The organism is Geomicrobium sediminis, assembly GCF_016908595.1.
Lineage (GTDB): Bacteria > Bacillota > Bacilli > Bacillales > Marinococcaceae > Geomicrobium_A > Geomicrobium_A sediminis.
In genome coordinates, this window is record NZ_JAFBEC010000007.1 from 188339 (window position 1) to 208036 (window position 19698).

General features: G+C 41.3%; 23 protein-coding genes. 4 read left to right on the plus strand and 19 right to left on the minus strand.

The window, feature by feature from the left end:
* Positions 1 to 8: 8 nt before the first annotated feature.
* From prsW to JOD17_RS12900, 7 genes are all read right to left on the minus strand, one after another.
* Positions 9 to 671 (minus strand): glutamic-type intramembrane protease PrsW, encoded by a 663-nt coding sequence (gene prsW, locus JOD17_RS12870; RefSeq protein ID WP_204698260.1) that lies wholly within the window; start codon positions 669 to 671, stop codon positions 9 to 11.
* On the minus strand, positions 668 to 1642 hold the full coding sequence (locus tag JOD17_RS12875; RefSeq protein WP_204698261.1) for an asparaginase domain-containing protein: 975 nt from the start codon (positions 1640 to 1642) through the stop codon (positions 668 to 670). The genes prsW and JOD17_RS12875 overlap by 4 nt, the downstream gene beginning before the upstream one ends.
* A 2-nt stretch (positions 1643 to 1644) precedes the next feature.
* The gene (locus JOD17_RS12880; protein WP_204698262.1) at positions 1645 to 2637 is read right to left on the minus strand and encodes a YpdA family putative bacillithiol disulfide reductase; all 993 of its coding nucleotides are present in this window, start codon (positions 2635 to 2637) and stop codon (positions 1645 to 1647) included.
* A 12-nt stretch (positions 2638 to 2649) separates the two neighbouring features.
* Positions 2650 to 3945: a Glu/Leu/Phe/Val family dehydrogenase gene (locus tag JOD17_RS12885; RefSeq protein WP_204698263.1), complete on the minus strand. Its 1296-nt coding sequence runs from the start codon at positions 3943 to 3945 to the stop codon at positions 2650 to 2652.
* Between the two features lie 121 nt (positions 3946 to 4066).
* The gene (locus JOD17_RS12890; protein WP_042413784.1) at positions 4067 to 4690 is read right to left on the minus strand and encodes a genetic competence negative regulator; all 624 of its coding nucleotides are present in this window, start codon (positions 4688 to 4690) and stop codon (positions 4067 to 4069) included.
* 65 nt (positions 4691 to 4755) lie between these two features.
* Positions 4756 to 5517: a metallophosphoesterase gene (locus tag JOD17_RS12895; protein WP_204698265.1), complete on the minus strand. Its 762-nt coding sequence runs from the start codon at positions 5515 to 5517 to the stop codon at positions 4756 to 4758.
* Between the two features lie 5 nt (positions 5518 to 5522).
* Positions 5523 to 6212, minus strand: a complete 690-nt coding sequence (locus JOD17_RS12900) for an SIR2 family NAD-dependent protein deacylase (protein ID WP_239575512.1) — start codon at positions 6210 to 6212, stop codon at positions 5523 to 5525.
* Between the two features lie 108 nt (positions 6213 to 6320).
* Between JOD17_RS12900 and JOD17_RS12905 the strand changes: the two genes are divergently transcribed.
* Together JOD17_RS12905 and JOD17_RS12910 are read left to right on the plus strand one after the other, a co-directional pair.
* Positions 6321 to 6497 carry a hypothetical protein gene (locus JOD17_RS12905; RefSeq protein WP_193745012.1) on the plus strand — a complete coding sequence of 59 codons (177 nt, stop codon included), beginning with the start codon at positions 6321 to 6323 and terminating at the stop codon, positions 6495 to 6497.
* 119 nt (positions 6498 to 6616) lie between these two features.
* Positions 6617 to 6856, plus strand: a complete 240-nt coding sequence (locus JOD17_RS12910) for a hypothetical protein (RefSeq protein WP_042413776.1) — start codon at positions 6617 to 6619, stop codon at positions 6854 to 6856.
* Here JOD17_RS12910 and JOD17_RS12915 read toward each other — a convergent pair.
* Together JOD17_RS12915 and JOD17_RS12920 are read right to left on the minus strand one after the other, a co-directional pair.
* Positions 6842 to 7267, minus strand: a complete 426-nt coding sequence (locus JOD17_RS12915; RefSeq protein WP_204698267.1) for a DUF2663 family protein — start codon at positions 7265 to 7267, stop codon at positions 6842 to 6844. The two genes, JOD17_RS12910 and JOD17_RS12915, sit on opposite strands and share 15 nt — an antisense overlap.
* 51 nt (positions 7268 to 7318) lie before the next feature.
* The gene (locus tag JOD17_RS12920; RefSeq protein ID WP_204698269.1) at positions 7319 to 7579 is read right to left on the minus strand and encodes a hypothetical protein; all 261 of its coding nucleotides are present in this window, start codon (positions 7577 to 7579) and stop codon (positions 7319 to 7321) included.
* 184 nt (positions 7580 to 7763) lie between these two features.
* On the opposite strand from JOD17_RS12920, the gene JOD17_RS12925 reads away from it, so the two are divergent.
* Together JOD17_RS12925 and serA are read left to right on the plus strand one after the other, a co-directional pair.
* A complete protein-coding gene (locus tag JOD17_RS12925; RefSeq protein ID WP_042359150.1) occupies positions 7764 to 8027 on the plus strand; it encodes a ferredoxin in 264 nt (87 codons plus the stop codon).
* An 89-nt stretch (positions 8028 to 8116) separates the two neighbouring features.
* Complete coding sequence (gene serA / locus JOD17_RS12930; protein ID WP_338028794.1) at positions 8117 to 9700, plus strand: phosphoglycerate dehydrogenase; 1584 nt, start codon at positions 8117 to 8119, stop codon at positions 9698 to 9700.
* A gap of 49 nt (positions 9701 to 9749) precedes the next feature.
* Here serA and JOD17_RS12935 read toward each other — a convergent pair whose 3' ends face one another.
* From JOD17_RS12935 to JOD17_RS12980, 10 genes are all read right to left on the minus strand, one after another.
* Positions 9750 to 10136, minus strand: a complete 387-nt coding sequence (locus JOD17_RS12935; protein WP_204698271.1) for a hypothetical protein — start codon at positions 10134 to 10136, stop codon at positions 9750 to 9752.
* A 173-nt stretch (positions 10137 to 10309) separates the two neighbouring features.
* Entirely contained in the window at positions 10310 to 10870 is a 561-nt protein-coding gene (locus JOD17_RS12940) for a cob(I)yrinic acid a,c-diamide adenosyltransferase (protein ID WP_204698273.1), read from the minus strand.
* A gap of 82 nt (positions 10871 to 10952) precedes the next feature.
* Positions 10953 to 12728: an ATP-binding protein gene (locus JOD17_RS12945; protein ID WP_204698275.1), complete on the minus strand. Its 1776-nt coding sequence runs from the start codon at positions 12726 to 12728 to the stop codon at positions 10953 to 10955.
* A complete protein-coding gene (locus JOD17_RS12950; protein ID WP_042359146.1) occupies positions 12725 to 13465 on the minus strand; it encodes a response regulator in 741 nt (246 codons plus the stop codon). Before JOD17_RS12950 ends, JOD17_RS12945 begins: the two co-directional genes overlap by 4 nt.
* A 110-nt stretch (positions 13466 to 13575) precedes the next feature.
* Complete coding sequence (gene ccsB / locus JOD17_RS12955) at positions 13576 to 14781, minus strand: c-type cytochrome biogenesis protein CcsB (protein WP_204698277.1); 1206 nt, start codon at positions 14779 to 14781, stop codon at positions 13576 to 13578.
* Between the two features lie 43 nt (positions 14782 to 14824).
* Positions 14825 to 16489: a cytochrome c biogenesis protein ResB gene (gene resB, locus JOD17_RS12960; protein WP_204698278.1), complete on the minus strand. Its 1665-nt coding sequence runs from the start codon at positions 16487 to 16489 to the stop codon at positions 14825 to 14827.
* Between the two features lie 90 nt (positions 16490 to 16579).
* A complete protein-coding gene (locus JOD17_RS12965) occupies positions 16580 to 17299 on the minus strand; it encodes a pseudouridine synthase (protein ID WP_169962912.1) in 720 nt (239 codons plus the stop codon).
* Between the two features lie 125 nt (positions 17300 to 17424).
* On the minus strand, positions 17425 to 17961 hold the full coding sequence (locus JOD17_RS12970; RefSeq protein WP_042413752.1) for a spore maturation protein: 537 nt from the start codon (positions 17959 to 17961) through the stop codon (positions 17425 to 17427).
* Complete coding sequence (locus tag JOD17_RS12975) at positions 17962 to 18558, minus strand: nucleoside recognition domain-containing protein (protein WP_204698279.1); 597 nt, start codon at positions 18556 to 18558, stop codon at positions 17962 to 17964.
* A gap of 4 nt (positions 18559 to 18562) precedes the next feature.
* Positions 18563 to 19684: a D-alanyl-D-alanine carboxypeptidase family protein gene (locus JOD17_RS12980; protein WP_204698280.1), complete on the minus strand. Its 1122-nt coding sequence runs from the start codon at positions 19682 to 19684 to the stop codon at positions 18563 to 18565.
* Between the last annotated feature and the right edge of the window lie 14 nt (positions 19685 to 19698).

The window sequence follows — 19698 nt, forward strand, 5'->3', positions numbered from 1 at the left end:
GCGACCTCCTATACAAATTTGCTATTTTCATTTGCTTTCTTTACTTTACTTAACCCTAACCACCACAAGAAAATCATAAATAAAATAATAATGCCGACCATCCAGTCTTGTGTATAGGTTAACATAAGGTTAAAGGTTCCATGCAAGAAAATAGGGACGAGCAATGCGTAAACTAACCATATTTTTTTCTTACCATCAATCATATAACGTGCATTACCTAAATAATAACCCATAATCACTCCGAAAAGCGCATGTCCACTTACAGGGAAAAGAGCCCTGCCAAATGCCGTATGTACGCCTTCTGAAAGCAAATAAAAAAAGTTCTCTAGCGTTGCAAACCCTAACGAAAGTGCGACACTGTACACAATACCATCGTATTTAACGCTCCACGTTTTGAAACGATACATCGTAACGAGTAAGAAGAACCATTTAAAAAACTCTTCAATGAACGCCGTCTTAACAAATACGTCAGATAAACGGGATGTGAACACCCCTTCTTCAGTTAGTGCAAATTGAATTGCCATAATCGGAAAAACAATTAACATCCCCGTCACGAACGACCGGATGATATTTTTCCAATTCGCTGAACCGTAATCATTTCGCAAGTAGAAATACGTGAGCAATGCAAAGGCTGGGGCTGAAGCTAGCGAAAGTAAAGCTAGAACATTCATCGCTCAAACGCTTGTTGAAACGAATCTTGTCCTGTTGCGAGTAATACGTACATTTTGATCTTTGCTTTCTTACTGCTATAGTCTTTACCAAGAATAACGTCATGATTCAACAAGTCATATGTACTACCTTCATATTCATAAGAAGGATACACTTCGCCTTCAACCGCACTCGTAGTAACGACAATCGGGATCTTCGCCTCTCGAATGCTCGGCATAAAGTTTTTTGGAACTTGGCCTCGCCCAACTCCTTCAAGTATGACAGCGCTCGTTCGTTCATCTTGTAAAACGAATTCAAGCAGTCGGTTTGTCGCACCAAGATGCACTTTTACAATTTCAATTTCATAAGACTTGCTCGGTTTATAATCGTCATCTAAAACGTAAGCTTCTTTTGTAATTGGCTTTTGAAATAAATGCACTTGATCATTGTCTATAATTCCAAAATAGCCATATCCAAACGCATTAAATCCTTGAATGTTGCTTGCGTGTTCTTTTCTTACATACTTCGCACTAAAGATACGCTCATTAAATATGACGACTGTTCCAAGGTCTTTTACCCGTTCGTCAGCGGCTGCAATCAGAGCATTACGAAGATTCACGAATGCATCACTGCCTACTTGTTCAGGGCCCCTTTGCGAGCCAGTAACTATAACTGGCTTTGACGTTTGGACGGTTAAATCCAAGAAGTAAGCAACTTCTTCAAGCGTATCCGTCCCAGTCGTAACGACCACTCCTGAAATGTCTTTTGCTCGAAGGTTTTCAACGACTTTCTTTCGGATGTCCCATAAATCCTCATACATAATATGAATTGAAGGCTTTGACAATACTGAATCGATTTTAAGGTGAATATCGAATGGTGTGTTTAGGGAATTGACAAGTTCCTCACCACTTAATTCACCCGCAACGAGTCGACCTTCTTTCGTCTGTTTACTAGCAATCGTTCCTCCAGTAGCAAGCAAGCAAATCGTCTGCACGATTAACGACCTCTCTTTTCGCGTTCAATGATAGAATCTACAATGTGTAAACCATGAAATCTACCAGACTCTATAAAGATTTCATTGGCGTGATTGCCTGCAGCGATCACCCCTGCAATAAACAAATTGTCTACATTCGTCTCGAACGTTTCTTTGTTATAAACAGGTCTCCCCGTATCAGATTCAATCGCCACACCACTACTCGTTAGAAACGAATGATCTGGGTGATAACCCGTCATCGCAAAGACGAAGTCAGCGTTTATTGTTTTTTTGACTCCATTTGTAAGGACGTTTACATTTGTATCGTGGATCTCGACAACTTCCGTTTCAAAGTACAAGTCAATTTCTTCTTTATTTACGAGACCTCGGAATTCGGGCAAGATCCATGGTTTAATGCTCGTTGAATAATCGTTCCCTCGGTAAACGACCGTAACGTTGGCACCAACTTTTTGTAACTCCATTGCAGTGTCGACCGCAGAGTTCCTACCCCCAATGACAAGAACGCGTTGCCCATAATAAGGATGGGCTTCTTTAAAATAATGAAAGACGTGGGGCTTTTCTTCGCCTTTAATACCTAAGCGATTAGGATTGTTGTAATAGCCTGTCGCAACAATGACGTAAGCCGCTTCATATTCCTTATATGCCTTGGATCGGTCCACTGTGTGTAACCTAAATTGTCCGTTTTCCTGCTTTTGTATGCGCTCAACTTCCTCATACGTATGAATGCGTAATCCCATTCGTTGAACAACTTCACGATAATAGACTAGCGCTTCATTACGTTTTGGTTTGTGGTTTGTTGAATAAAACGGGACGTCACCAATTTCTAATTTGTTCGCAGCAGAGAAAAACGTCTGGTGCGTAGGATAATGATAAATTGCTGAAACGATGTTCTCTTTTTCGATAATTAACGGGTCTAATCCCGCTTCCTTACAACGAATAGCCGCTGCCAGACCGCATGGTCCAGCACCGACAATAATAATACGTTCTTTGTTCACAATGACACTTCCTTATGATAAACCACGATAATTCAAAGCTTCTGCATGGCGCTTAATTCCGATTCTAGCTGCCGCTTCTCGCATGTTCGTGCTGTGCTGTTTCGCTTCTTCAAACACTTGATCGAACACCCGATACATCGTATCTTTGAACATCGCATTAATTTCAGACTCACTTAATGTAACCCGTTGCTCATGTTGCATCGCTTCAAAATGACTTAACGTCAAATTGCCTAAATTCGTCATAATTTCTGGTACGACCATAGATCCTCTTTGGAACAATTGATCAACTCTTGATTCAGAGAGTGTTTGCTTTGCCGTTTCTACAACGAGTTTCGCTTGAATCGTGTCGGCAACCTGTTCGGTCATCACGTTCTTGTCGAGTGAAGCATCAACTAGAATATCGCATTTCGAACCGAGCAATCGTTCTGTAGAAATTGACTTCTTAAATAAATTCGTAACCATACCAAAGCTGTCTCGACGATCGAGCAAGTAATCAACATCTAACCCATCTTGGTCATAAAGCGCTCCATGCCCATCAGATACCCCGATCACATTCGCTTCTTTATTCTCAAGCTCTCGAGCCAAATACACGCCTGTGTTGCCGAATCCGTGAACGATAATATTCGCATCTTGTACACTCATATTTAAGCGTTCAGCTGCTCTTTCAATCGTGAACTTTGCACCTTTTGCAACCGAATGCTCTCGTCCAGGCACACCGCCAAGAGACTCCGGCAGTCCTGCAACAACTTTATGATGTAGATCTGGACGAATCATCTCAACTTCATCGTGCATCCAAGCCATTAGCTGTAAATTCGCAGGCGTTGGAACATCAGGCGTAATAATGTCTTTGGTTGCATTCATAAGCGGTAATAAAGCCCGAATATAGCCACGACTTAATTGTTCAAGCTCATGAAACGATAAATCAGAAGGATTACAAATGATTGCACCACTAGCACCGCTATACGGAATATTTAACAAACCCGTATGAAGAGAAGTTTTCATTGCTAATGCTTGTACATCTTGTTCATCCAAATTCGGATGCAAAATAACACTGCCAATTGAAGGCTGTGAAGAACGAATATGTTGGGAACGATACCCCTTAAAAATTCGAATGCTGCCATCGTCCATCGTAATTGGAATTTCTACAGTGAACGAGCGGTATGCAGATGTAAGTATATCCGTTGTGTCTTGTGTGTAATCAAGTGCAACTAGCGCGTTCTGAATCGTAGACTTCATTGCTTGTATACGACGATTCTCGTTTCCATCTTGGTCTACGACTATCTGTTCATTCCTCTTCATATTCCCCATTAAAGGGCCACCTCCATATTGTGAGCCGGAGTTCACGCATAATCGAAAACTCCGGACTTTAAAACAGGTTATAGTGGGTCTTTACCCTACTTTACATGAAGTAATTCCTATATTAACTATATTAAAGATCGATCTGTTTTTCCACTTGTTTGTCTGGATTATCTTTATAAAATATTGTCGCCAGCCGATCAACCGCGTTTCGTTTCATGAGCAACTTTCCATGTTCCTCAACGGCTACATGTGAGTAGGGACAAACGTCTGCGTATTCAGAGACAATCGCAATAAAGCTGTCCATATTCACTTTTTTGATCGTAGTATAAGGAAAATACAAATAATAGTAATCATTCATTGAAAGTAGCTTGCCACTTTTTACACCTAGTCGCTTTAAAGTTCGAACGAGCTGTATAACAGCCTCAAAATCTTTAAACTTATAAAATAAATCGTTTCGCTCATCAACGGTTATATCCATTTCAATCATATCATCGTCGTCATACAGCGTATCTTCTTCATTTTTCGAAATATGAATAACCATTCCTTGCGCAGGCACTGAGAACACTTCAACGGATAGCGCCCCATCAACTTTAAATCCAAGTAATTGATCTGCCTCCATCACCAGTTCGCGAAACAGTTGATGTACTCTCGGACGGTCGAGCCACAAATCATCCATCGTTAAACCACGTTCTTCTAAATCATCAAACGTAAGGAAGACTTTTATTTTATTGGCGGCGATTCTTTCAAGACGCATATCGCCCCTCCTTTTCACCACGCAGGCATTTGAATGCTGATATGGTATACGCTATTCAATTACCCTCATCTGCGTTCACGACTTAAAGACGTTGTCGCGCCCTTTTTGAGAAGGATGTGATGTACTTCAGGAGGTGCTCCTAATCGTAAGTGAACCTTACGAGTTCCAAATCCGTTGCTAATTCTCATCTTGGCACTACCTATTTGCAACCATCTTCCCCGCTCGCGAAGACCGAGACCGAACAATCGTATCTGACCACCATGCGTATGCCCCGATAAAATTAAGTCGTACAGACGACTGTTTGGATGTTGTAGTGCAACGATTGGATTGTGACTGACAAGAATGTAGTAATCGCCAAGACCCCGCTTTTGAACAACCGCTTGTTTCGTTGATTCATCTTTTGTTCCGTACACATATATGCAATCAGAAATGTACATTCCTTCGTTTTCTAATACAGTAATGTTTGCTTGATCCAAAATGGTTCTTAGTCGACGTTGGTCCCACCTATAATCATGATTGCCATAAACGACGATGACTTGTGTTGATAATTTCTTTAACATGTTGAGATTGTGTTTGAGCGTTTCAACCGTCGTCGTTCGCTCTACAAAATCCCCTCCTACGATGACACAATCTACTGTATTTATCGTTTTTATGTGACGATCGTTTAGTCTTCGCTTGTGCAAATCACTAATAAATAATAGTGAACAATCTTTATGGTTACCTTCAACTTCAAACGTTTTTTCTTCCACGACGAGCGTGTTTGCTTGAATGCTCATCGCGATGAGCATAATAACTAAAGGCAACAATAAAAACAAAAGTAACGTCATAAGTTCTATCCCCACGCTTTTTTAAGATCAGAGAGACCAGAACTGATCTTCTTGTTGATCCAAAAATCGAACGGATAATCACTCGGCTCATCGTTAATGTAAATGGTCTTCCCTTTCGCGACATATGGCAACTGATTAACTGGACTCACCTGTAAACTCGTTCCGATGACAAGTAAAACATCTGCTTCTTCAATTTTCTTTACGGCCTCATTCCAAACGAGTTCAGGCAACATCTCACCGAATAGTACAACATTTGGTCTTAATACTCCTTGACAATGTTCACAATGAGTACTTCGTAAAAAGGTTTCTTCATTTTGTACGCGTTCGCATTGATGGCATCGAGTAGAACGAATACTACCGTGAAGTTCTAAGACGTTTTTATTACCGGCTGCTTGGTGTAGTCCATCGACATTTTGAGTTGCAACCGCATGTAGTTTGCCTGCTTGCTCCCATTCCGCCAAAATGCGATGACCACGGTGAGGTTCTATCGCTCTAAGTGCTTTCATTCGCTCTCGATAAAATTCTGAGAACAGCTCATAATGATTCTCTAACGAATCTACACTCGCTACTTTCGCAGGATTATAACGACTCCAAAGACCACGTTGTGACCTGAAATCTGGCATACCAGATTCTGTAGACATTCCCGCTCCAGTTAAAACGACGATTTTAGTTGGTTGTAAGTCTTCTATGTTCAAGAGATTGCTCCTTTCATTTTTCAACAAATTGACATGAACACGCTAGTCGTAATGAACCATTTTCTATTATAATTATAAGGGATTCAACGTATGTACACGAGGTGAATCATGGAATATACGACATTTATTATTGGAACAAGCCTGTTCGGCGGAGGATTTTTACTTTTACTTCTTTTTCTGTATTTAAAACGCAAGCTCCTCATTCCTTTTATTTTGATGGGTGTTGGAGTGGTGCTCTGTTTTATCGGGCTCATCCTTGCACAAGACTTTTCTCAAACGCCGTAAAAAAGCAGACGAGCTATTCTTCGTCTGCTTTTTTATACCAATTATTTAGGCGATTATCCACTTCTCATTTCGTGAATTTTCAGTTATTATATCAATAAGATGCAAAGGAGGGCGTTGCCATGTGTAGAACAACACTGAAAGATCATCTGTTGATCTTCGATGAAGACTTGCATTTTAACCAGCGAATTGGAATGCCTGTTCAGGTTTTTTGTCTCACTCAACAAAGAGTTGTTGCTTTCGGTAAAATTCAAAACATTTCGAATAAATGCGTAACTGTTTCTAAAACTGCTTTTTTGAAATCACACTACGCCGTTATTGGGCATTCAAAAGCGACAAAGAAGTCATTACCGGTAGAATAAATTAACACCATGTTCCTTTTCTAGCCAATCATACACGTCATAACGCATGCCTTTTAACTCTTCGTCACCCCAAAACTCATCATAGCGATCAATCACTTGATTTCTAAGGGATTTGTAGTCTTTTTCTGCCTCATCGTATCGCTTTCTATAAATGGTGAGCATGGCTGTTGCACCTAATCCCATGACGATCAACAGTGGACCGAGTTCAGACTCTGTTGTTCGATTTACAATCGATGTATGTTCACTTCCAAAACCGAAGATGATGTACGACAAAGCAATCAACCAACAAGCCGCTGCACACCACCCAAGCGTTATGACCGTTCGCTCTTCTTTCTTTTCTGCTTTTTTTCGTTTAATTAGTTCTCGTAACAATTTTGCAAGTGTTGGCGAGATCGTTCCGTTATTAATCATTTCATTCACCTCAATACACTATATGAGGCGTGACTGCAGATATACAAGTTTTCAAATAGCGGTAGACAAGATAAAGATGACAAGCGCCACGAACACAATCGTTAACACTTGAATCAATATTGGACTTTTCGTTTGACGTTTTCTTTTCTTACTCTCTTTTGTAGGAGCAACAGACTCTTGCTCACCTGCTCGTTGTTCCCGCCTTTTTCTTCCGTACGTTTGAACCCTAGAAGGGGTGGACGCTAAAGTAGCAGCGGACTCATCCTTGTCTTGTCGTTGACTCATTTCTTTACTACGATACTTTGTCCCCATATTCCTTCCCCTTTCCGTACAATTCCGAACTATATACAAGTACAGTACCGCAAGCACTCATTTTTTACAATTCATTTGCGAAGAACTTTGTGAGAACATCGTGACACGTTCGTGAAACGGTTGATAAAATCACTTGAAAGGCATACAATGAAACGTAACTTACATGATCTGGAGGGTTCCACGAATGGCTATTTTTACAATCGTCGATAAAGATACTTGCATTGCTTGTGGCGCTTGTAGCTTAGCTGCTCCTGACCTTTTTGATTATGATGAAGAAGGCTTGTCAGAATATGTTCCTGATGATAATACTGGAATGAGTGCTGTGCCAGAAGAGAAAGAGGATGATTTTCTCGATGCATACGAAGAATGTCCATCTTCTTCAATTAAATATGCGAACGAACCGTTTCATCGTGATCCATTACGATTTGAAACGACATCTTCCTCGTAACGGTCGCTCTTCTCCATAGAGCATTTTTTTGACAGGTTCACTTTCATGCGTTACAGAACTACATACATAGAAAAAGGGAGCTGGGTTTGGTGAGTGTTACTGTATCATATGTGCTTGTCGCTGATTCAATGAGTACCGAAGGATTACGTCCATTGCTTGATGATCCACGAATTGAAGTCGTCCAGAAGAAACCTTCAGAATTAGACTCGTTAGAGGATTTCGTTGCTCTTGTTGTACGAAGTGCAACTCAAGTTGATGAGGCGTTGTTGTTACGCATGCCTAATCTTAAAATCGTCGCTAGAGCAGGAGTTGGTGTCGATAATATTGATTTAGATGCAGCTACGAAACATGGTGTGATCGTCATTAATGCTCCTGATGGAAACACAATTTCAACTGCTGAACACACATTCGCCATGATGATGGCACTTTCTCGTAACATCCCACAAGCGTATGCGTCAGTGAAAGCAAAAGAGTGGAACCGAAAAGCGTTTCAAGGGATGGAACTAAGGGGAAAGACACTCGGCATTATCGGATTCGGCCGCATTGGTTCAGAACTTTCTAAAAGAGCTGCTGCTTTTCAAATGTCAGTCGTCGTCTATGATCCATTTCTGACTCCAGAGCGCGCGAAAAAAGCCGGCGTTACACTCGTAGACCTTGAGGACCTGCTCAATCAAGCAGATGTTATCACTGTACACACGCCATTAACGAAAGAAACAAAAGGATTGCTAAATGAAGAAACATTAAAGAAAACAAAACGTGGTGTGTTAATCCTAAACATTGCCCGCGGTGGGATCATTGATGAATCCGCCCTTCAAAAAGCAATTGAAGATGGTCATGTAGGCGGTGCTGCACTTGACGTATTCGTGAACGAACCGACTGATAATTTCGACTTAATCAGCCTAAAACAAGTCATTGCAACTCCTCATATTGCTGCTTCCACGCATGAAGCACAAGAAAGTGTTGCATCACAAGTGTCTTATGAAATTGCTCAAGTATTAAACGGGGCACCTGCAACACATTCCATTAACTTGCCTGCAATTTCTGAAGAACTTTATGAGCAAATTAAACCGTATTATGATTTAACGAAAGTAATGGGTTATTTCGTATCGCAATGTGTTAAAACCCCAGTTCAACATATTGATGTCTCGTTTGGCGGCGACATTGCAACTGAAGAGACGTCAGTACTGACGAGAAGTTTTATGTCAGGTTTTCTCTCGCCACGAGTTGACGCAGGTGTTAACGAAGTAAACGCAGGGATCATCGCCAAAGAGCGAGGCATTTCCTACAGTGAAGCTCACAGCTCAGAAAGCTACGGGTATGCGAACATCATACAAGCGAACATCAAAGGAACGGCTGGTGAGTTTCTCGTTCGCGGGACGTATATTGATGCTTTTGGACCGAGGATTATTCGTATTAATGAATTTAACGTCGACCTTTTCCCATCGGGTCACTTAATTTATATTAGGCACACAGACCAGCCTGGTGTAATTGGTGAAATGGGTCAGGCGCTAGGGAAGCATGGCGTGAACATCGCGACGATGCAAGTCGGTCGTAAAGAAGAAGGCGGCGATGCAATCATGATGCTTTCAGTCGATAAAGAAATCCCGCAGGATGCGATTGAACAATTAACGTCTGTTCCAGCAATACTCGCAGCTGACGTTATTGAACTTTAAACGATACAAAAGCCCCTTTTAGACGACATTGTCTTAAAAAGGGGCTTTGTTATGAACTTGGAAAAAAGTAGTGAAGGATTTTCGTTAGTTGCTCGGGTTCTCTTTTCTTAAGAAACAATGTTCCTTCATCTGTAATTTTGAGCTCATTATTACTCAAGAGAATCCAGCCTTCTAGAAGTGAAACGTGTTGAAACAATCGATAAAGGTGTACATCTACAGTCTTTTTGTCATGTAGCAATTGATAGTTAAGCATTTGTTCAATATCAAGCCAAGCTTCACGGCGAATCAGTCCATCCTCATCCAGTTCGACCGATCCTTGTTTTTCAATGTACTTTAACATAAAACGAAACAACGCCAGAAGCCACACTTGTTCTCGAGCCTTCGTTTGCTCATTTAACCACTTTATCGTTGAAACAGGAGTATCTCTGGCTTCCATAAGCTCGCTCCTTTGTTAGACTGTAAAGGTTGTAACGACTAGAACATTCATAATAACGAGTAAAACTCCTGCAAACAACAATACCATACCGAATCGTTTTACATAATCCAACATGCTTTTAACTCCTAACCATATATGATTACCAACAATCAGTATATGAGGTAGATCTTCAGTTATTCCTTAAAAACAATTGCACTGCGCTCATACTCAACATCTGACACATTCAGAGAATGATTCACAAAACGCGCAGCGGCAAAAAAGTAATCAGACAATCGATTTACATACTGCAAAACCGGTTCATGAATCGGCTCTTCTTGCTTAAGTTCTACTATTGCACGTTCTGCTCGTCTCGTTTCTGTGCGACATACGTGTAACGAAGCAGCTAGTTCTGAACCCCCAGGTAATATAAACCGTTCAAGTTGTGGTGATTTTTCTGTGTACGCATCAATCCACGCTTCCAATTGCTCAATCATCGCTGGTTGAACTTTTAAAACAGCATCTTCTTTCACCGTAGCAAGATCACTGCCGCAATCAAATAATTCATGTTGAATCGTTAACAATTGCGGCTTTAATACGTCAAGCTCAGACCGTTCACAAATGACTCTCGCTTGGCCAATAAAACTATTGACTTCATCTAGAGCGCCGTATGCATGGATTCGTAAATCGTGTTTAAAACGCCTTCCACCAATCACACTCGTTTTCCCTTGGTCTCCACCTCTTGTATAAATCTTCACTCTCGTCCACCTCCTAATTGTTACTTCTCATCAAAATCGTACAGTGCTCAAAGTTAAAGAGCACTGTACTAAGTTGCTTTTTCTAGTCTTTTCGCTCTAGAGCCTTGTGAAGCGTTATTGTAAATGTCGTCCCCATACCCTCTTTACTCTGAACGACAATTTCTCCTCCGTGACTTTCAATGATGTTCTTAACGATCGCAAGTCCAAGACCCGTTCCTGCATTGCCACGCGTTCTGGCTTTATCAGCTTTGTAGAACCGCTCAAATACGAACGGTAAATCGCTTTCTGGGATTCCAGTTCCCGTATCCGTAATGTGGATCTTTACGGTTTCATTTGTTGAAGTCATGCTACACGTAATACTTCCACCAGATTCTGTGTGACGTACAGCGTTCGAGTACAGATTCGTTAACACTTGCTCAATTCGATCTGGGTCTGCATAAATGATCGCTTCTTCTTCACTAGAGTCAAAGTGCAAATCTAATTCTGCATCTTTCGCCATTTGCTGGAATTTCTGATGCACTTTTTTCGCTAGCTGTACGACTTCAAAATCTTGTTTGATGAGGGTGATATTGCCTGACTCCATCCGAGCGAGATCCAACAACTCATTCACTAACCGGCCCATTCGAAGGGACTCATCGTAAATAATCCTCGTCATTTCTTCTTTCTCTTCTTCGGTTTCAGCGACATGATCAAGCAATGCTTCGCTGTAGCCTTGCAACATCGCTATCGGAGTTCTTAGTTCATGTGAAACATTTGCGATAAAGTCTTTTCGAAGTTTGTCGTGTTGACGTTCTTCGGTCATATCTCGAATAACGAGGACAACTCCTCGAACGTGGTCTTCATCGTACAACGGGGTCATTAAGGACGCATACGTTCTCCCTTGTACCGATAATTCAACCCATTCCTCTTCTTCATGAGTCACGACTTTTTGGAATAGCAATTGCAAACGTTCAGGCAACCCTTGATTCTCGTCATTCTCATAAGCATACGCTTCTAAAAAGCGTTCTGCTGGTGGATTTGTAACGACCATATCTCCGCGACGATTCAATGTAATCACGCCGTCTGCCATTGAACTAAGAATTCTCGTTAGTTGTGCCTTTTCATAATTTAACGCATTAATATTATTGTTCAATTGCCTTCTCATTCGATTAAACGCGATGGCTAACTGCCCAATTTCATCGTGTGTTAGCATCGGAACAGACGTATCGAACTTCCCTTTTGCAACTTCAAGTGTTACTTGTCGCATCTTTCTAAGAGGTGCCGTTACTCGGCTAGAAAGAAAAAAGGCAAAAAACGTCGTTAAAATTAAACCGATCCCTGCAGCAAGCAAAATGATTCGTTTCGTCTCAGCCGTCGTTTCATCCATTAAATCTAATGAATTGTATAGGAATATTGCAAATTGATCGTTTTGTGTGTAAGCAGGTGCACCAACAACAATATATTCAGAAGGTTGTTCATCACCAGGCTGCTCATACGCGATTGGACTAATGACTTGTCGCTCGCCTTCAAAGACTGCTTCAAACGTTTGATGGTTGGCAAAAAATAACGGTGGTATGTAATTACTCTCTTCTACAGCGGGATCTGTCGTCCAATATGGAATGTTTTCACGGAAAATAACAACTTTCATTCCGTGTGCATGCTCCAATTGACGTACGGAGCGGAAGGACTGTGGTTGTCCCTCCCCTTGTTCAATGGTTGCAACGATAAAAGACGCATGATTACTCAACTCATCTTCAACTTGTGATAGATGGAAGTTTTCAAAAAACTGAAAGAGCAGTATTGCTAAAATGCCCAATACTGCTGTAACGAGCATCAAAATCGTAATCCAAAGCTTCCCTACAATGCTCCGCCAAATCATTGTTTTTGCTTCACATTTTCGAACTTATAGCCAATTCCCCAAACCGTCGTAATCATGTCACCTGCGTCTGTTGAAATGCTATTTAATTTCTCACGAAGGCGTTTTACGTGGGTGTCTACAGTACGTAAATCACCAAAGAACTCATACTTCCATACGTCTTTTAGTAACTTCTCTCTTGAAAATACTTTATCTGGAGAACTAGCCAAGTAATAGAGCAACTCATATTCTTTTGGCGTTAGTGCGACCTCTTCACCTTTTACTGTCACACGGTGTGCATCATGGTCTATTGAAATGGCATCAAAAACGAGAATGTTCTTCGCTTGTGTGTCCGTTTGCAAATAACGAGTAGATGACGTTCGGCGAAGTAGCGCTTTTACACGAAGAATAACTTCTCTTGGACTAAATGGCTTAACGATATAGTCATCTGTACCTTCTTCAAATCCTTGGACGCGATTTGCTTCTTCACCTTTTGCAGTTAGAATAGCAACAGGCGTCGCTTTAACCGTACGCAACTCTTGTAACACCTGAATACCGTCCATACCTGGCATCATTAAATCTAGCAAAATTAAGTCATAATCGTCTTCCGTTGCTAATTGAAGTGCCTCTTCACCGTTCTCTGCTTCTACGACCGTATATTTCTCTCGTTCCAAATACATTCGAAGAAGACGACGAATGCGTTCTTCATCATCAACGACGAGAATTTTCACTTCATGTTCGCGTTCAAATTCAGTTTCCATACACACAAACCCTCCACAACAATTATGGTTACGTTCTAGAACAACTAGAACGAAAGAGGCGATCTTTTACAGAGCGCCTCTTTCGTACTTTCTAATAAGCGAATTGCTGATTATGCATAGGAGTGTAATCCGGCAATCACTAAGTTAACAAAAATGAGGTTAAACATAATGATAGCAAATCCGATTACCGCAAGCCAAGCAGATCGCTCACCAATCCAGTTTCTAGATAGTCTTAAGTGTAAATATGCTGCATAGAAGAAGAACGTAATAAGCGCCCATACTTCTTTAGGGTCCCAACCCCAAAATCTCGTCCATGCAATTTGAGCGTAGATCATGGCAAAGGCAAGTCCACCAAGAGCAAACAATGGGAAACCAATCGCAATTGCTCGGTAACTTAATTCATCAACCGTTTGTGGCTTTACCCCTTTTAAGAGTGGTTGTAACATCGCGGAAATTCTGCGATTACGTCCAATTAAACGAATCACCCAATAAAGTAGGAAACCACTACCAAATGACCAAACGACCGTATTTAAATCTTCACTAATAATCCAATCTGGTGCGTAAAAGATCGGAGAAAAACGATCTTCTGTTTCAAGAACCCCTTCATTTGGACCGATAATCGCTGGCAAGTTGTACGTCTTCTCAGCGTCTTCGCCTTGCTCATTTACATACGTAAATTGCGCTTCATAATTTGTAGCTTCAAAAACGTTTGTAAGAATAACAAAGGCAAGACCTGTTAACAACGTATACATAATAAACTCAATACCAAACGTTCGTTTTGTCATTTTCTTACCGGACAAATCGAGCGTTCGGACTAAGTAAACGAGTCCAGCTCCAAAACTAACGGCTAAAATCCCTTGTGCCAATGCCACTGTAATAACGTGAATTGCTAACCAGTTTGATTGCAATGACGGTACGAGTGGTGCAATTTCCGTTGAGAAAACGGATGCGTATGCAATAATAAGCATAATGACTGGAATCGTAAACAAACCGAGTACGTTTGATTTATAAATTCCATTGATAACAACAAATGCGAGACTAAAACAAATTGCTAGAAATGCGGTGTATTCAAACATGTTACTGACTGGTGGGTGTCCGCCTGCTGCCCACCGCGTAAAGAAATACCCAAAAGCAAATACAACACCAATGACTGTTGCAATGTACCCCCAAGTACCCCAACGGTTTTTCTTTACATCTCCTTCTTTATTTCGGAACTGACGACCTGTTACAGATAAGATGTAAAAGACTGTCGCTGCGAAATAGAAGAAGAAGGCGATGTAGAGTAGATTACTACTCAACTCTGCAAGAGAATTCATACGTGTACCTCCTAACCGCTCGTGTTACACGAGCGGTACGCTCTTAAAGATTATCCTTTTCCTTATATTCCTTTTCATACTCTTCATCCGTCTGATCAACGGGCTCACTAAGCTCTGTTTGGTCAGTTACACTACGAATTTCTTTTTTGATGGATTCCCAGTTTTTGTTCGTATGGGCTGCAATGAGGATTTCTCCATCATTTTCACGTTGTAACCAAACTCGACGGTGTGGCCAATACGAACCTTGTAAAAGCCCTAGCAAGAATATTGAACCACCAGCAATGAGGAATGGTAGCGTCAAATCTTTACGAACCTTTAAGCCTGTGACATGATTCGTATCAATGCCTGCAAATGTAAAGGCATACTGATGTGGATCATCTTCGTCGTCTCTAATCTCAAAGTTTCTCTGGATCCGAATAAAAGTAAGTTCTTCCTCACCATCTTCATTCGTCATTTCGAAGATAAATGCCGGGTTATCTGGAACGTTATTCTCTGTTGTCGGTTCACCCGCATCGTTAATGATGAAGTTAGCGAAATAGTCGTAGATGTAGACTTCTTCACCGTTATCAAGCGTATAGTAGTCCTCAGGATTGTTTAAATCAACCGTAAATGAACCAGCAGACTCGCCTGTTTCACGATCTTCCACATCAAAGCTCATCGCACTTAACTCATTTAACTTGTAATCGAGCTGATATACAGAATAGTTATCGAAATAGAGCGGTGAATTTACTTCAATCTCCTGCTCTGAAATCGCTTCTAATTCTCGACCTGCACCGACCGTAGACTCATCTGTAGGCATGTACAAAATCGAGTGTGTCCGAAATGTTTCAATGTGTTCTGCACCAGGAGCGGCTTGCATTGCTCCTTGGAAGCGCTCGTCATCTTCGTCATAAAGTTCAACGTCGAATTGTAAGTTTTCTAAGTAATAGTCTTGGCTTGTACCAGGAACTGGCACAGTTTCTCCTTCACGAACCCACATGTTTGCATCCACATACATACCAGGGAAAAACCGTAGCATAGCACCGACTAAAAAGATAATGAGACCAATATGGTTGACGTACGGACCCCATCTTGCCCATCTCGCTTTTTCAGCGAGCACATTTCCATTTTCTTCGAAAATCTTGTAGCGTTTCTTTCTCAGAAGTGACACGGCTTTGTTCATCGTCTCATCTTGGTCGGATACCGTTGAGCGTCCGAAAATGCGTTGACGGGACATGAATTTCTCGTGACGTGTAACTCGTTGGTTTTTTAATGCTTTGTATAGCGGGAAGAAACGGTCAATACTTGCAATCAGAATTGAAATCCCAAGTGCTGTAATGAGTAACATGTACCACCATGATCCGTATAAATTATGAAAACCGAGCGTATAGTACAGTTCTCCAGCCCAGCCGTGTTCTTCAGCATAATAAGTCGCAGCATCTTGTCCAGGCGGAATAAATAATTCCTGAGGAAAGATTGTTCCGAGTGCCGATGCGATTAATATCACGACAATAATGGTAATTCCTACCTTTACAGATGAAAAGAAATTCCATACTTTATCTATGATCGACTTATTATACGTTTGTGAACGTCGCGCTGCACCTTCATAGCGCATGTTCAATAACTCATTTGAATCGTTTTTGACGAGAGGCTTCCCGCATGAGCCACAAACTTCAGTACCGTATGGGTTCACGTGCCCACATTCACAAATAATTTCTTTCTCTTTCAATACAATCACCTCGTCCTAACTCGTGAGGGCTCTTATTTAACAACAATTATACCGACTATACGCCTAAGATACTCCACGTTTCTATGACGGTTATGTGACAGCTAATTCACGAAGTCGTGACACCTCAATTGGTTTTAACGGACGATAATCACCTGGTTGCATCGTTTCTAGTGTTAATAATCCATATTGTTCTCGCTTTAACTTAAGGACTGGATGACCGACTGCCTCAAGCATTCTCCGTACTTGATGGTTTCTACCTTCTGTAATGACAAGCTCAATAATGGACGTATCGTTTTGTTTATTACCAGATTTAAAGGAAACTTTCGCTGGCAATGTTTTTCCATCTTCTAACTGAACACCTTTGGCTAATTGCTTTAACGTTTCTCTTGAAGGCTTCCCTTTAATTTTAGCTATATACGTTTTCTTAATTTTGCTTTTCGGGTGCATCATTAAATTAGAGAATTCACCGTCGTTCGTTAAAATAATTAAACCAGACGTATCGTAGTCCAAACGACCAACAGGGTAAATTCGTGCTTCTTCTTCATCAATAAAATCCGTTACAACTTTACGATCTTTGTCATCCTTTACAGCTGAAATGACCTTTCTAGGTTTGTAGAGCACATAATAAACCGGTGCTTCCTTCGTAATCGGTACATCATCTACTTCAATTGTTGCGCGCTCACCGACTTTCGTGCCGAGTGTTTTGACAACCTCGCCATTCACTTTCACACGACCGGCGAGAATTAATGATTCAGCTTTTCTTCTTGACGTAATCCCTGCTTGGGCTATTACTTTTTGCAAACGTTCCATGTCTTCACCTCGCATTTTATCATACGCTTAACACTTTGATTGTTCAAGGAGGAGACACGCCTTTTGAACATCGCTAATTTTCTTACAAAATAAAAAGACCATGCTTTTTTTCAGCATGACCTTTTTTACATCGAACCAAACACAAGAACTACGAAAAAGATTGCCGCAAGTAATCCACAAACATCGGCTAATAAACCTACCTTTAACGCATCCCCAATTTTCTTGATGCCAACCGCTCCGAAATAAACTGTAATTACATAAAGCGTTGTGTCTGTACTCCCTTGCATCGTGGAAGCCATTCGGCCGATTAATGAATCCGGACCGTGAACGGCAATCAGGTCACTCATAATGCCGAGTGCACCTGTCCCAGATAACGGTCTCATGATGGCGAGAGGTACGATATCTGGTGGAACACCCACCATAGCAAGCAGAGGAGCGATGCCTGCTAAAATAAAATCTAGCGCACCAGATGCTCTGAAAATTGAAATCGCAACGAGCATCGCAACGAGTGGGGGAATGATGCCAATCGCAAGCTGAAAGCCGTCTTTAGCTCCATCCACAAAGGTTTCATAAGCAGGGACTTTTTTATAAATTGCGGTCGCTAAAATAACAAATAACAATACCGGGATTAAATACATGGAGACTGTTGAAAGAATAACCATTTATCTCACCTTTTTTCGTCTCGTTCGACGCCAATGGAAATAACGATCAATGAGTATTGCACTCGTAGCACCAACAATTGTCGCTGCAATTGTCGTGCCGATAATTTCTCCAGGGTTTTGAGAATCATATGTCATTCGAATCGCTATAACTGTCGTTGGTATTAGCGTAATGCTCGCTGTATTAATCGCTAAAAACGTAATCATTGAGCGACTTGCTTCGTCTTTCCCACCATTTAGCACTTTTAACTGTTCCATCGCTTTGATCCCCATCGGTGTTGCTGCATTTCCAAGACCAAAGAAATTAGCAGTCATATTCGATAAGATATAACCCATTGCTGGATGATCTCTCGGTACTTCTGGAAACAATTTTCCTATGACAGGTGCAAGAAATTTCGACAAAGCCTTTAATAGGCCACCTTCTTGGGCAATCTTCATCATGCCAAGCCAGAACACCAATACGCTAATCAAACCAAAACTTAACGTTACAGCTTGTTCAGCCCCTTCGAAAATCGCAGCATTCACTTCGTCCATCCGATTGTTTATCACTGCAAATATTAATCCGATGATTAGCATGGTCATCCATATCCAATTAATCATCGTTTCACCTCATCCATTGCTCAAATTGTTGCTTTATGCGAGACCAAAATGACGGCTTTTCGTCAACTTCTTCCTCCATTTTGAATACAGGCAATGACGTTAACGTCTGATTATCTAACATAAATTGCAAACTCCCTGCACGCTCATCGTCTTCTTCTGTTAATACGACTTTCGGAACGACTCGCTTTTCTTCATCTTCTTTCAGCGGGTAACGCACACTCTCTTTTACGTACAACCCTGATAAATCTTCTTGTACTTCGCTTCTTGTAAGTTCACCTTCGTTAATGAGGGTCGTCATTTCGTAGTCACTAAACCCATATTCAAACATCCGAACATGGTCGTCCCAATCAGACGGTGCATTGAGCGTGACTGCAATTAATTCCATGCCGTCTTTCTCCGCAGAAGAGACGAGTGTACGCTTAGCTCTTTTCGTAAAGCCTGTCTTTCCGCCTGTACTGTACTCGTATCGCTCTGTGAGCAGTCGGTTTTTGTTTTTCCACACTCGATCCCACGACTCGTTTTCATTCGGTGCTTTATGAATCTTCGTTCCTGAAATGTCACGAAACTTCTCGTACTTCATTGCTTCTTGCATAATCACTGCCATGTCTTTCGCACTTGAGTAATGCTCTTCATGGTCATCAAGTCCGTGTGGATTTGCAAACACCGTTTTTTCTAAACCAAGTTCATGAACTTTTTCATTCATCAAATAAACAAATCCATCAATACTGCCGCCAACGTGTTCAGCAATTGCTACAGCACTGTCATTACCAGAACGAAGCATTAATCCGTAAATCAGGTCCTCAAGCGTTACTTTTTCACCAGCCCGTAAATACAAAGAAGACCCTTCGGTTCCTTCCGCGTTACTTGAAATGGTGACTTTATCATCCAGTTCGCCTTGTTCAATTGCAATGAGTGCCGTCATAATTTTCGTTATACTCGCAATCCGCAAACTTGTATCCGCGTTTTTCTCATACATCACTCGACCACTATCAACCTCAATTAATACTGCCGCTTCTCCTGAAACAGAGAATGGCGCTTCGCTTGCTGGTGTTTCTGCCTGTCCCGTCCATGGATGTATGATAAATAAAAGTGCCAATACTAAACATCCAATCGCTCGCCTTTTCATCCCTTTTCCCTCCT

Bases quoted from the DNA above. Each gene is read 5' to 3' on its own strand.
- prsW (WP_204698260.1), bottom strand. From the start codon at position 671: ATGAATGTTCTAGCTTTACTTTCGCTAGCTTCAGCCCCAGCCTTTGCA.
- JOD17_RS12885 (WP_204698263.1), bottom strand. From the start codon at position 3,945: ATGGGGAATATGAAGAGGAATGAACAGATAGTCGTAGACCAAGATGGA.
- JOD17_RS12890 (WP_042413784.1), bottom strand. From the start codon at position 4,690: ATGCGTCTTGAAAGAATCGCCGCCAATAAAATAAAAGTCTTCCTTACG.
- JOD17_RS12895 (WP_204698265.1), bottom strand. From the start codon at position 5,517: ATGACGTTACTTTTGTTTTTATTGTTGCCTTTAGTTATTATGCTCATC.
- JOD17_RS12905 (WP_193745012.1), top strand. From the start codon at position 6,321: ATGGAATATACGACATTTATTATTGGAACAAGCCTGTTCGGCGGAGGA.
- JOD17_RS12910 (WP_042413776.1), top strand. From the start codon at position 6,617: ATGTGTAGAACAACACTGAAAGATCATCTGTTGATCTTCGATGAAGAC.
- JOD17_RS12915 (WP_204698267.1), bottom strand. From the start codon at position 7,267: ATGATTAATAACGGAACGATCTCGCCAACACTTGCAAAATTGTTACGA.
- JOD17_RS12920 (WP_204698269.1), bottom strand. From the start codon at position 7,579: ATGGGGACAAAGTATCGTAGTAAAGAAATGAGTCAACGACAAGACAAG.
- JOD17_RS12925 (WP_042359150.1), top strand. From the start codon at position 7,764: ATGGCTATTTTTACAATCGTCGATAAAGATACTTGCATTGCTTGTGGC.
- JOD17_RS12935 (WP_204698271.1), bottom strand. From the start codon at position 10,136: ATGGAAGCCAGAGATACTCCTGTTTCAACGATAAAGTGGTTAAATGAG.
- JOD17_RS12945 (WP_204698275.1), bottom strand. From the start codon at position 12,728: ATGATTTGGCGGAGCATTGTAGGGAAGCTTTGGATTACGATTTTGATG.
- JOD17_RS12950 (WP_042359146.1), bottom strand. From the start codon at position 13,465: ATGGAAACTGAATTTGAACGCGAACATGAAGTGAAAATTCTCGTCGTT.
- ccsB (WP_204698277.1), bottom strand. From the start codon at position 14,781: ATGAATTCTCTTGCAGAGTTGAGTAGTAATCTACTCTACATCGCCTTC.
- JOD17_RS12965 (WP_169962912.1), bottom strand. From the start codon at position 17,299: ATGGAACGTTTGCAAAAAGTAATAGCCCAAGCAGGGATTACGTCAAGA.
- JOD17_RS12970 (WP_042413752.1), bottom strand. From the start codon at position 17,961: ATGGTTATTCTTTCAACAGTCTCCATGTATTTAATCCCGGTATTGTTA.
- JOD17_RS12975 (WP_204698279.1), bottom strand. From the start codon at position 18,558: ATGATTAATTGGATATGGATGACCATGCTAATCATCGGATTAATATTT.
- JOD17_RS12980 (WP_204698280.1), bottom strand. From the start codon at position 19,684: ATGAAAAGGCGAGCGATTGGATGTTTAGTATTGGCACTTTTATTTATC.